Source organism: Wenyingzhuangia sp. IMCC45467 (genome assembly GCF_054111205.1).
In genome coordinates, this window is the sequence record NZ_CM134196.1 from 1,314,495 (window position 1) to 1,328,659 (window position 14,165).

Genomic DNA, 14,165 nt, shown 5'->3' on the forward strand with positions numbered 1-14,165 from the left:
TTATGATTAGTACTCGTAAATATCTCCTAAATCAAAAGATAAAGAGAATCTAAGCGTGTTTTCTAAAGGATTATTCACTACAGCATTACTTGCTAAGTAAGAAATATCTACATTAAAAGAACTTGCTTTAAACCCAGCTCCTAATGTAAAAAAGTTTCTATTTCCTTTATTTTCATTTTCTTTAAAGTAACCTGCTCTAAAAGCAAAAGAATTGTTATATAAGTACTCAGCTCCTAAACCTATTGTAACCTCTTGTAATTCTTCTTTAAATCCATCTGGTGCATCAGAAAAAGAAGCAAACATTCCTTGTAAAAAGTTTTGATCTTCTCCCCCAACTGCTGGAACCAAAAGCTTTGTAAATTCTAAAGTAACTCCTAATTGATTAAAATCATCAACAATAAAATCAAAACCACCTCCTAACTTTAAGTTGGTTGGTAAAAATCCTTCTCCATTAGTAACGTCTACTTTAGGACCTATATTACTAATATTAAAACCTCCTCTAATCACTCCATTAAATTTATCAAAGGCCATTTCATTAGATCTATAATATCCTGAAATATCTACAGCAAATCCATTACTAGGTTCATAATCATTCACCTGTGTTCCCGATATAGAAAGATCTGAACGAATATATCTTAAAGCAACTGCCATAGAATAATTCTCACTTAATTTTAATGAGTATGCACCATCAATAGCCAGTTCATAAGGAGATGCTGTTGTTGGTGTTGAACCATCTGGTGATATTTGAACTTCACCGTAATTAAAATACTTAATTCCTCCTCCAAAAGCACTTCTTTCATCTATTCTTTGCTGATAGCTTAAATTTCCAACATATATATCATCTGTTAAATTTCTTAACCAGGGTGTATAGTTAACAGCAACAGTAACCTCTTTTTTATGAAAAACCATTTTTGCGGCATTGTGGTAAATTGCATTTCCATCTGCTCCAGAAGCAACCCCTACATCTCCCATACCCGCTGCTCTTGCATCGGTTACAATATTTAAAAATGGTGCTACTGTTGTAATGGTATTATTTTGAGCATATGCTTGAAAGCCTAAAATGGCTAATAATAAAGTGAAGTGACTTTTTAGCTTCATAAAATTCATATAGTTCTTAGTTTTTTCTAGTTTTTACAATATTACTAATTTTTCAATCTTTTCATCGGATTGACCTGATATTATTTCTTTAACAGTTAATTTATAAACATATACCCCTTTTCCTAATTTATTTCCAAAATCATCTTTTCCATCCCAAGTGACTACTCTAGAAATTTCATCAAGATTGTTATCAGAAGTGTGAATGGTCTTAATTAATTTACCAGACAAAGTGTAAATTTGCACAGTAATTTCCACAGGATCCCCCTGTCTATTATTTTTAAACCAAAACTCTGTATGATTGATAAAAGGGTTAGGATAATTTAATACTCTACTTAACTTAAACCCCCTATCTTCTTGAGCATAGAAGCTTAACGTTTGTGTTGATGAATTATTGTATGTATCCCAAGCTTTAAATGTAACGGTATGATTTCCTGGTGTTAATTCTGGCAATTCATACGCTACAAGTCCAGTAGTAAAATCATCTTTTTCAGTGGTATAAAACTCATTTAAGGAAATAGGATTGGCTAAATCTCCATCTATAACTACTGTAATATTATGACCAATAGAATTTAAAGAGGTATTTACACCACTATCATCTTTAATTTTTGCTAATAATTTTGGAGTGGTACTTGTGTTTCCTCCATCAACAAAAGTTTCATCATCCATATACAATTGGATTACTGGAGGTGTATCATCTTCTGGAGCATCTGCATCTATTCCTCCAACTTTAAAATTAAAATCACTTCCTATTCTTTCTTCAGTGTCAGAAACGGCATAAAAACTAAATTTAGCGTTTTCTGGAGATACACTTACATCTTTAGACAAAATAAAGTCAAAAGAGAATTTACCATTTTTTACAGAAGCTTCTCCCACAAACACCTTACTTTCTAAAGATTTAAAATTAACTACCGTTCCTGATCCTTCATTTAACAAAGTCTTTCTATCAATTTCTTTATCAAACAAAGTGACTGATAACGTTCCTGTAAAATCAGATAAAATACTCCCTGACTCTGTAACCGTACCTGTTACTTTTACTTTGGACAAAGCATTTAAATCGGTTACGTTTTCTAAAGTAACATTTCCAGAAACGGGATCTGTTTTATATTTTTTAATTTCACTTATTTTAACTCCCTCTTTAGGCAAAGACAACTTCATGGCTGGGTCTCCTAAAAAAAATACAAAAAACTCGTTGCTTAACCCTACATTGTTTTTTACATCTTTAAGTGCTTCTGCTGCAGTTCTTATTTTCCCATCAAAAGAGTACAAGTAATTTGCTAAATTTTTGTTAATACTATTACCCGCAAAAATGGAAATTTCTCTGGTTGTTGCAACCATGGCTATGGCTCCTCCAAAAGCGCTTTCTATTAATTCTTCTCCTCCTGACAATATTGTAGGATCATCAAATCTAGAAAAATCACAAGTTACTGTAATGAATAAGGGTAAATTATTTAAGTTTCTAAATCCTCTTATAGCAGCAATATCTAAAAAAGTTTCTTGTCCTAAATTAAAATTGTTTCCATGTCCAAAGTAATTAATAACCAGTGAACCTGTGGTGAATGATTCTCTAAACCTTTTTGTAACCTCAGGATATGTTCCACCTCCAGATGTAATCACTTCTTTATAAGCATCTGTATATAATTTTGAGATGTTTAAGTTTGGATTATTTGCTTCTATAAGTAAACTTGAGTCTTCTAAATATCTAATTAATGATTGGTCTGATCCTTCTTGACCATCATCTCCTAAAAGTGTTATTTTACTCTTCCAACTCCCTCGCGTTCTAGTAGAGTAATAATTTAATAATTTTGTTACATATTGATTTGCTTTGGTAATTGTTCCTACTGGTATTCTACCTGTAACAATATCTAACTTACCCGTTACTTGTAATTCTCCATTATCATTGGTATCATCGGTTGCATCTAAAAAACCATAATAATCATCTGAATTATAGGAATTTGACAAGCTATTACTTACATTAGATAAGTATGATGGGACAATTTGAGTGTCTTTATACATAATCCCTTTGTAATCAAAAGAAGCATCTCCAAACAAACACAAATACTTTAGTTTATAATCATCTGAACTAGCATTATCATATAAAAACTTTGCAAAATCTCTTATGGCTGTTATATCTGGAGATCCCGATCCAAACTCATTATAAATATGTTCTACATCTACCACTTCAACATTTATTTTATTTGAATTGGTTTCTGATATTGTTGTGTTATTTCTATGATAATCTCTAATCTTATTAGCCTCCCCTATAAATTCTTTTTGGGTAACAATTATATATTGTACATCTTTTAAAGCATGTAAATTCTGATTATTTACATTAGAAGTACTACTTAACTTAATGGGATTATATGCTTCGGATGTTTTTACTACTTGATATTTATTTAAGACTTCGTCTGTAATTTCTTTAAATTTAAAGTTATTAGCACCCAAATCTGTATCTATTACTTGAGTTGGATTTATATGGTCTGTAACATCCCAAACAAAATCAATATTAGCATCGTTAGTTATATTATACTCTAATACTTCTCCTAATTTTTTAGATTCAAAATTTAAGAATCCAAATTGACTTCCTGTAGCAATTAAATTTCTATCAGCAATGATTTCAAAATAATCAAAATAAGCTGTTGCCGAAAGATCTCCATTATTATTCCAAGTAACATTTAACACCAAATTATCATCTACAGGCGTAAAACTTCCTGTTCCTTTATTATCTCTAAAAGCCAAACTTCCTGATGATGAAATCACCGTATTAAAAACATTAGCATTGTTGTAAACAACCGAATATGTAGATGATCTACTAGCAGACTTAGCACTAAAACTTCCATTGATAATTACAGGTTCTGTATTTATTATATTTGGAAAATTAAATGTAAAATCTTGCTGATTGTTAACCGTAAAATCCTCTCCAAACCATTTTCTACCTACACGAATGTAATTAAACAACTCTTTTTCGTGTAATTGATAATCTGTAAAAGTATTTACATCAATTGTTTTTGGATTATTAACAACCGCTTTGTTTGTTATTCTTTTTCCATCTACACCAGAATCTACATTAATAAAATAATAAGCATATTCACTATAAATATTTTGTTTATGAGTAATAGCTGTTCTGCTTTCTAAATTCCATGATATTGGTCCTTGGGCATAAAACAATACATAATCGTTATCATTAAATACTCCGTCATTTTCTCCATCAACATAAATAGCATTTTCTAACAAATCTTCCTTTCTTGGTTGACTGACCAATTCTGGCAACATTGCTCCCCCATTACCAAAAACTCTAATTTTTTTAGGATCTATATTAGAAGTTTCAATTCCGATAGACTTTAAAAAATTTGCATCTATTTTAAAAACACCTGTTTTATCAACCGCAATTTTATACCAAGTTCCTGAACTCAACACTGAGTTTGTCACCAAATTGGTTTGAGCAACTCTAGCATTTATATTTGTTTTGTTTGCCAAACTTAATCCGTATGAAACTTGAAAAGATTGAACTTGAAACACCTCTCCATTACCATTTTTATACATAGCATTTGCTTGCACAGTATAATACTCAACATCTCCTTCTTTTACAATACTCAATACTGGTTGAAAATTGCTAGGCAGTGAAGACAAAGAAACACCTGATAACAAATTAGTATTCAACCTACTAGTTACTATATTTAGAAATTTAATATTGGTTAAATTACCTGTTTCATCCTTCTTCCACTGCTTTATATACATAGGAATAAAATCGTTTTGAAGAAAAATATTAGTCCCTACCCAAACATTATCATTAATTGTTGGTTCATATTGTTGACTCCAATCAATTGAGAATGTTGAATTTTGTTGACTAAACCCCAAAAAAGTACCTAGAAAAAAACAGATTAAATATTGTAGCTTCATTTTTAGCAAATTATTGTACGAATATAACAATTTACACGTTGTAACTATATCATATTTGTTCTTATAATTAAATTGTGTAATTAAGTATTATATGATATCTTGCGAGTGTTTTAACATGATAGAGACTACTATTTATATGAAAAAAATAATAAAATCTTCACTTGTTTACAGTGGTGTAATTCTTATTATGACAAGTTGTTTTAATCAACAACGAGATTTTGGTTCAGACAGATATTCCGAAAATATAGGTTATGATTTTAGCAATCCAGAATATGGTGGTTTATCTAGACTTACAGAAGTAATAGAACAAGAAATTCCACCAGGTATGGTATCTGTTGAAGGAGGTGTTTTTGTAATGGGACAAACCCAACAAGACGTAATGGGAGGAGTAAGTAACAAACCAAAAAATGTACACGTACAAAGTTTTTATATTGATGACTCTGAAGTTTCTAATAAAGAATACTTAATTTATTTAGATTGGTTAGCTAAAGTTTTTCCAAAAGACAACCCAAAATACAAGCACATATATACTGCTGCTTTACCAGACACCACTGTTTGGAGAAATCCACTAGGTAGTGATGGTAACTTACCTAAAACATACCTAAGACACAGAGCATATGAAAATTACCCTGTAGTTGGTGTTAGTTGGCTACAAGCTAACGATTACTGTAAATGGAGAACTGATAGAATAGCAGAAAAAAAATTAGTAGATCAAGGAATTTTAAAACCTTTATACAATAACGGAACTGTTTCTGTTGAAGGAAGAAATCATTTTGATATTGAAGTGTTTGAAGCAAATCCAAATCTTTTATTTGGTGGAGACAAGTCTATTTACACAGAATATGTAACACAGCCTGAGGAGGAATTTTATGAAAATGACTCTATTATCAGCGTTAGTCCAAACAATTCAAACAATAACAAATTAAACATCAATAGACAATCTCCAACCCCCGATTTTAGATTACCTACCGAGGTGGAGTGGGAATATGCTGCAAAAGCTGATGTTGAGAACAGATACTACAACACCATAAGAGGTAGAAAAAAATATGCATGGTTAGGAGAATCTACAAGAGATGAACAAAATAAATACTATGCACAGCATGCTAACTTCAAACAAAGTAATGGTGATTATAGCGGTATAGCTGGTTGGAGTTCTGATTATGGAGATATTACAACCCCAATAAGAAGTTTCCCTCCTAACGCCTATGGACTATATGACATGGCTGGTAACGTTGCCGAATGGGTTTTTGACGTTTACAGACCTACTATTGACACAGAATTAAATGACTTTAACTACTCTAGAGGAAACATATACCGTAAACCAAAATTAGATGAAAATGGAAATGTAATTGTAGCAACGTTTAATGATATTGTTTACGATACGCTTCCTAATGGAAAAATAGTACCATCTGTTTTACCTGGTCAAATAGTTAAAGAAAACATTACTAACAATGATGTTTATTTAAACCCAAGTTATCAGCAAGCAGATAATAGAGATTATGCAAATGGAGACAAAGCTTCTAGTATAGACTATGCAGAAAGTAATGATCTTAGAAAAAGAATGTATAATTCTCCTATATTGCTTCCTCCTACTATAAATGAAGAAACAGGTGAAGTTGAATACAAATATGACGACAAACCCCGAACTACTTTAATCACCAACTATTCTAGAGTTTACAAAGGTGGATCATGGAAAGACAGAGCTTATTGGTTAGATCCTAGTCAAAGAAGATACCTAGAGGAATATATGTCTACCAATTATATAGGATTTAGATGTGTAGTGACTATGGTTGGTGAAAGTCATGAAAAAACAAGAAGATCTCCTTTTAATATATCTTATTAAAACAAGTATTAACAATGAATAGTTTTTGATTTATAAACTATACCATTAACAAATAGTGATAAAAAAAGAGCTCGATTGTTAATCGAGCTCTTTTTTTATCAATTACATATTCTTAATCACTATGCAGCATTTTGTTTTTTAATCAAGTTCAACGCAGATCCCTCTTTATACCATGCAATTTGACTGTCATTATAAGTATGATCTAACTTAATTACATCTTTAGATCCATCGGTATGGCTTATTTCTAAGCTTAACTGTTTACCTGGAGCAAAAGCATCTAAATCAATAAATGTAAAAGTATCATCCTCTTGAATTAAATCATAATCACCTTCATTAGCAAAAGTCAACCCTAACATTCCTTGTTTTTTAAGATTCGTTTCGTGAATACGAGCAAATGATTTTACAATTACCGCTGCCACCCCTAAATGACGTGGCTCCATAGCAGCATGTTCTCTAGAAGACCCCTCTCCATAATTATGATCTCCTATAACAATAGAAGGAATACCAGCAGCCTTATATTCTCTTGCTGTTCCTGGTACTGGTCCATATTCTCCTGTGAGCTGGTTTTTAACCATATCTGTTTTTTCATTAAAAGCATTTACCGCTCCAATTAAACAGTTATTAGATATATTATCTAAATGACCACGAAAACGCAACCAAGGCCCTGCCATAGAAATATGGTCAGTTGTACATTTTCCTAAAGCTTTTATTAATAATTTCGCATCCTTGATATCTGCTCCTAAAGGAGTGAAGGGCTCTAATAATTGTAACCTGTCAGAATCTGGAGATACAGCAACCTCAACACCAGAACCATCAGCCACTGGAGCCTGATAACCTGCATCTTCAACTGCAAATCCTTTTGTAGGCAACTCATCACCAGTCGGCTCATCAAACATAACCTCTTCTCCTTTTTTGTTGATTAGTTTATCCTTTGTAGGGTCAAAATCTAAACGACCAGAAATAGCAATTGCTGCCACCAATTCAGGAGATGTTACAAAGGCATGTGTATTAGGATTTCCATCTGCACGCTTAGCAAAATTTCTGTTAAATGAATGAACTATTGAATTCTTAGGTGCATTTTTAGGATCTGAGTAACGAGCCCATTGACCAATACAAGGTCCACAAGCATTGGTAAAAATAGTAGCTCCTAATTTTTCAAATTTACCTAACAACCCATCTCTATCTGCCGTAAAACGAACCTGCTCAGAACCTGGGTTGATTCCAAAATCGGCCTTTACTTCAATACCTTTGTCAAGAGCTTGTTGCGCTATTGAAGCGGCTCTAGACAAGTCTTCATAAGAAGAATTTGTACAAGACCCAATTAACCCCCATTCAACATCTAAAGGCCATCCTTCTTTAACAGCTTTAGCTCTTACATCTTCACCGGCTTCAGAAGCCAAATCTGGTGAAAAGGGTCCGTTTATATGCGGTTTTAACTCACTTAAATTGATTTCAATTACTTGATCAAAATATTTTTCTGGATTTTCATAAACCTCATCGTCTCCTGTTAAATATGGTGCTATTTCTTTAGCAGCATCAGCAACATCAGCTCGATCTGTAGCTCGTAAATAACGATCCATAGACTCATCATAACCAAAGGTTGAAGTAGTTGCTCCAATTTCTGCTCCCATATTACAAATGGTTCCTTTTCCTGTTGCGGATAGATTTTTAGCCCCTTCACCAAAATATTCTACAATTGCACCCGTTCCTCCTTTTACTGTTAAAATACCTGCTACTTTTAAAATAACATCTTTAGAAGCTGTCCATCCTGATAATTTACCTGTTAACTTTACTCCTATTAATTTCGGGAACTTTAATTCCCAAGCCATACCAGCCATTACATCTACAGCATCGGCACCACCAACACCAATAGCTACCATTCCTAATCCTCCTGCGTTTACAGTATGAGAATCGGTACCAATCATCATTCCACCTGGGAATGCATAATTTTCTAAAACCACTTGATGAATAATACCTGCTCCTGGTTTCCAAAAACCTATACCGTATTTATTAGAAACAGAAGATAAAAAATCGAATACTTCTGCACTTGTTTTATTGGCAAACTGTAAATCTTTAGCTGCCCCTTCTTTTGCTTGAATTAAATGGTCACAGTGCACTGTGGTTGGTACAGCAACCTTTTTCTTTCCTGCTTGCATAAATTGTAGCAATGCCATTTGTGCCGTTGCATCCTGACAAGCAATTCTATCTGGAGCAAAATCTACATAATCTACCCCTCTTTTAAAAGCTGTAGTTGCATTTCCATCCCACAGGTGATTGTATAAAATTTTCTCTGATAAAGTTAGAGGTTTCCCAACTACTTTTCTTGCAGTATCTACTCTTTTGGTCATACGAGCATATACTTCTTTTATCATTTCAATATCAAATGCCATATTTTTTGTTTTTAATGTTAAAATTTATTCCTTTTTTGGATACCTACAAATTACAAAAACTAATACTATACTAAAAATCCATATGCTATGATTATGAACTCATTTGAAATAATGAGAGATTTTATTTAAAAAACAACTTTTATGATATAAAAAAAGCCTAAATCTTTCGACTTAGGCTTTTGTATTTTAAAGCAATGTAATTACTTAATTAACTGTTTTAAAGATGGTGTAAACTTAGTTAACACAATTCCATCAACTGCAGCTTCGTATTCTTCCATTGTTGGAGTTCTTCCTAAAATAGTAGACAGTACCACTACTGGAGTAGAAGACAATAAAGATTCTCCTTTTTTCTCTCCAGAATCTTTTACAACTCTTCCTTGGAACAAACGAGTAGAAGTTGCCATTACAGTATCTCCTGGCTCTGCTTTTTCTTGGTTCCCCATACATAAGTTACATCCTGGACGTTCTAAATACAACATATTTTCGTATTTGGTACGTGCAGCCGCTTTAGGATCATTATCATCGAACTCAAAACCTGAGTATTTTTGTAATACTTCCCAATCTCCTTCTGCTTTTAACTCATCTACAATGTTATACGTTGGAGGAGCTACTACTAATGGAGCTTTAAAAGTTACACTACCTTGTTGAGCCTCAACGTTCTTTAACATTTGAGCTAAAATTTTCATATCTCCTTTATGTACCATACAAGATCCAACAAACCCTAAATCTACAGTTTTTGTACCACCGTAATAAGATAATGGACGAATTACATCGTGTGTATAACGTTTAGAAACATCATCATTGTTTACATCTGGATCTGCAATCATTGGCTCAGCAATTTCATCTAAGTCAATTTCTACTTCAGCATAATACTTAGCATTTGCATCTGGTTTTAAAGCTGGTTTTTCACCTGAATTTAATTCAGTAATTCTCTTATCAGCTTTTTCTACCAATCCTTTTAAAACTTGCTTTTCGTTATCCATTCCCTTATCAATCATGATTTGGATACGGCCTTTGGCAATCTCTAATGATTCTATTAATGTTTGTTCTTCTGAAATACAAATAGAAGCTTTTGCTTTCATTTCTGCAGTCCAGTCAGTAAATGTAAATGCTTGATCTGCAGTTAAAGTTCCAATATGAACTTCAATTACTCTACCTTGGAATACGTTATCTCCACCAAACTGCTTTAACATTTGTTGTTGTGTAGCATGTACAACATCACGGAAATCCATAAAAGATTTCATTTGTCCTTTAAAAGTAACTTTTACAGATTCTGGAATTGGCATAGTTGCCTCTCCTGTTGCTAATGCTAATGCTACAGTTCCTGAATCTGCTCCAAAAGCAACCCCTTTAGACATACGTGTATGAGAATCTCCTCCAATAATAATATCCCAATCTCCTACAGTAATATCATTTAATACTTTGTGGATTACATCCGTCATTGCATGATATTTCCCTTTAGGGTCACGAGCAGTAATTAAACCAAAGTCGTTCATAAACTTCATCAACTTAGGAATGTTAGCCTTAGACTTATCATCCCATACAGAAGCTGTGTGACAACCTGATTGATAAGCTCCATCTACAATTGGAGATATAATAGTTGCAGCCATAGACTCTAATTCCTGAGAAGTCATTAAACCTGTAGTATCTTGAGATCCTACAATATTTACTTCTACACGAACATCAGAACCAGCATGCAACGTTTTACCTGGTGTAGTTCCTACTGCATTTTTATTAAAGATTTTCTCAACAGCTGTTAATCCTTGACCTTCATGAGAAATTTCTTTAGATGGTGCAAAAACTTGAGGAATATCTATACCTAATGTTTTACAAGCAAATGTTTGTAATTTTTTTCCGAATACAACAGCATAAGATCCTCCTGCTTTCATAAACTCCATTTTTTGTGGTGTAAATGCATCAGAAATATCTTTTAATTCTTGATCTCCGTTGTATAATTTTTTAGTCTTAGTATTTATTGTTAAGACCGTTCCTGTTTTTACAGAATATTTTTCTTCTAAAACTGGTTCTCCATCTGCATCTAAAACTACGTTTCCATCTGCATCTGTTTTCTTTACCCAGTTTTTTAAATCTAAACCAATACCTCCTGTTACCCCAACTGTAGTTAAGAAAATTGGAGAAATTCCATTTGTACCAGCAATTACTGGTGCAATATTAATAAAGGGAACATAAGGACTTGCTTGTATACCTGTCCACAATGCTACGTTGTTAACACCAGACATTCTTGAAGATCCTACTCCCATAGTTCCTTTTTCTGCTACTAACATTACACGCTTATCTGGGTGTTGTTCTTTTAAAGCAGAAAGTTCTTTTTGCATTTCTTTGTTGTGCTCAAAAATACATTGTCCATGTAACTCACGATCAGATCTTGAGTGAGCATCTGCTCCTGGTGATAATAAATCTGTTGAAATATCTCCAACACCAGCTATAAAAGTTACAATATCTATCTTCTCTTCAAGTTCTGGTAATTTTGTAAAGAACTCAGCTTGAGCATAACTTTCAATCAATTCTTTAGCGATGGCATTTCCTGCTTTGTATGCATTTTCTAAACGCTCAGTATCTGCTTCATATAAAAACACTTGTGTTTTTAAAACTGTTGCAGCTTCTTTTGCTGTAGTTTCATCATCTCCTAATGCTATATCAAGTAATACTTCTACTGAAGGTCCTCCTTTCATATGAGACAACAATTCAAAAGCAAAAGCAGGTTTGATTTCTTCTACTACAGATTCACCAAGAATAATTTCTTTTAAAAATTTAGCCTTTACACTAGCTGCTTCTGTAGTCCCTGGTACCGTATTATAGATAAAAAACTTTAAAGAATCTTCTCTGTTTTCGTTATCTGAATCTTTAATTTGAGTGATTATTTCTTTAATCAACTCTCCTCCATCAATTGGCTTAGGATGTAGCCCTGCAGCTTTCCTTTCTTCAATCTCCTTGATGTAATCTTGGTAAATACTCATAAGACCTAATATAGTTTATTTAATTGTTCATTTTTGGTCTTGCAATATACAAAATATCAAACCCATAAAAAAAGCCGAAAACGTACTGTTTTAAGTAAATAGGCTATTTTTAACAAATTCACTTATTTCTAATTATTTTACCACATACACCTACGTATAAATACGTAACAAAAGTTTGGTAAATGCCTATATAATGGGCTATCTGTTTAACTGTAAAGAAATATTTATTTTGTTTAAGCAAAACATCATTAAAAAAGTAGGCCTATAAGCCGAGTTTTGTATTCTGAAACAAGTTCAGAACTCTTATCATTTATCTAAAATTGCTGTTACCAACAACCTTTATCTGCCTACCCCTTGGAATTGAGCGAACAACTCTTACCTATTAAAAGGACTCCAATATACATGACATTGCACCGCATAGAGTTTACCTGGTTTCACTACAGCCGAACTGTACTTGCTTTCTGTTGCACTTGTCCTCTCCTGAAACAAGTTCAAGATGACGGATGTTATCCGCTATGCTGTTCTATGGTACTCGGACTTTCCTCCCCGTATTTATACGCGGCGATAAGACAACCTACTTCTCAATGATCTATATTAAAAGAAAAACCCACCTAGTAAACTAGGTGGGAAAAATTGCTATGAAAAAGAAAAAGTGTGTTATAAATAACACAACAGGACAAATATACATACTTTTTATAGTTTGCAAAAAATATTTTGTCTTTTTTTTATCTTTTCCTTAATTTGTTAAACTTTGTTTATTTTAATCTGTTTTTTATTAAGAAAACATGTCTTTTACTTTCTCAAAAAAAGATTTATCTCCTTTTGTTGGAGCTGGTTTAAAGTTATCATCTTCAAAATTTGCTTCAAAAAACTTTTTCTGATCTTTATTTAATTCTTGAGGAGTCCAAATATTAACATGCACCATTAAATCACCTGTTCCATATCTTTCAATACTAGGCAATCCTTTTCCTTTTAATCTTAAAATTTTTCCTGATTGAGTACCTGCATCTACTTTAATTTTTACTTTTCCTGATACTGTTTCAATTTCTTTGCTTGCTCCTAAAACAGCTTCAGGGTAACTTATATATAAATCATAATGTAAGTTAACTCCTTCTCTTGTTAATGTTTCGTGTGGAATTTCTTCAATCAACACTAACAAATCTCCTGCTATTGAATTGTTCCCTGGAGCTTCATTACCTTTTCCTGCAACTTTTAATTGTACCCCATCAGTAACCCCAGCAGGAATGTTAATACTCACTGTTTCTTCTTCAATAACCAAACCTTGAGCATCTGCACCAGCAGCTTTGTTTTTCATTATTTCACCAGCACCACCACATGTGTTACAGGTTGCAGCTGTTTGCATTCTACCCAAAATAGTATTGGTTACCTGCATTACTTGTCCAGCTCCATTACATGTAGTACAAGTTCCATAGGTTACTCCCTTGGCTTGTTTTTTTCTACGAACTTTTATTTTTTTATCAACTCCATTAGCAATTTCTTCTAAAGTAAGTTTTACACGAATACGCATATTGGTTCCTTTTACAGTACCTCTACGACCTCCTCGGTGACCTCCACCACCGCCAAAACCTCCGAAACCACCACCAAAGATGTCTCCGAACTGACTAAAGATGTCGTCCATATTCATACCACCACCGAAGCCTCCTCCTCCGCCATGTCCACCTTCAAAAGCTTGGTGTCCATATTGGTCATATCTAGCTCGCTTATTTTCATCACTTAAAACTTCATAAGCTTCAGCTGCAAGCTTAAACTTTTCTTCAGCTTCAGCATCTCCTGGATTTTTATCTGGATGATACTTAACTGCCATTTTACGATACCCTTTTTTGATCTCTGCAGCAGATGCTCCCTTTGATATTCCTAATACTTCGTAAAAATCTTGTTTTGCCATTTTTTATCAGTTTTCAGTTATTAGTTTTCAGTATGCAGTTAATAATATAACTG

6 protein-coding genes and 1 other RNA gene are annotated in these 14,165 nt (G+C 33.1%); 1 reads left to right on the forward strand and 6 read right to left on the reverse strand.

Going from position 1 to position 14,165, the window contains the following annotated elements; all coding sequences use genetic code 11:
• Positions 1 to 6 precede the first annotated feature (6 nt).
• Together porV and porU are read right to left on the reverse strand one after the other, a co-directional pair.
• On the reverse strand, positions 7 to 1,107 hold the full coding sequence (porV, locus tag ACXGQT_RS05595; protein WP_457830420.1) for a type IX secretion system outer membrane channel protein PorV: 1,101 nt from the start codon (positions 1,105 to 1,107) through the stop codon (positions 7 to 9).
• Positions 1,108 to 1,131: 24 nt separating this feature from the next.
• Positions 1,132 to 4,995 (reverse strand): type IX secretion system sortase PorU, encoded by a 3,864-nt coding sequence (gene porU, locus ACXGQT_RS05600; protein ID WP_457830421.1) that lies wholly within the window; start codon positions 4,993 to 4,995, stop codon positions 1,132 to 1,134.
• 136 nt (positions 4,996 to 5,131) lie between these two features.
• Here porU and gldJ point away from each other — a divergent pair, with 136 nt between their 5' ends.
• Entirely contained in the window at positions 5,132 to 6,838 is a 1,707-nt protein-coding gene (gene gldJ, locus ACXGQT_RS05605; protein ID WP_457830422.1) for a gliding motility lipoprotein GldJ, read from the forward strand.
• Between the two features lie 119 nt (positions 6,839 to 6,957).
• Here gldJ and ACXGQT_RS05610 read toward each other — a convergent pair whose 3' ends face one another.
• The 4 genes from ACXGQT_RS05610 to dnaJ all read right to left on the reverse strand — a co-directional run bounded on the left by ACXGQT_RS05610 (position 6,958) and on the right by dnaJ (position 14,112).
• Positions 6,958 to 9,228: an aconitate hydratase gene (locus ACXGQT_RS05610; protein ID WP_457830423.1), complete on the reverse strand. Its 2,271-nt coding sequence runs from the start codon at positions 9,226 to 9,228 to the stop codon at positions 6,958 to 6,960.
• A gap of 200 nt (positions 9,229 to 9,428) precedes the next feature.
• Entirely contained in the window at positions 9,429 to 12,206 is a 2,778-nt protein-coding gene (locus tag ACXGQT_RS05615; RefSeq protein WP_457830424.1) for a bifunctional aconitate hydratase 2/2-methylisocitrate dehydratase, read from the reverse strand.
• 249 nt (positions 12,207 to 12,455) lie between these two features.
• Positions 12,456 to 12,787: RNase P RNA component class A (gene rnpB, locus ACXGQT_RS05620), an RNA gene on the reverse strand.
• Between the two features lie 194 nt (positions 12,788 to 12,981).
• On the reverse strand, positions 12,982 to 14,112 hold the full coding sequence (gene dnaJ, locus ACXGQT_RS05625; RefSeq protein WP_457830425.1) for a molecular chaperone DnaJ: 1,131 nt from the start codon (positions 14,110 to 14,112) through the stop codon (positions 12,982 to 12,984).
• Positions 14,113 to 14,165: the final 53 nt, after the last annotated feature.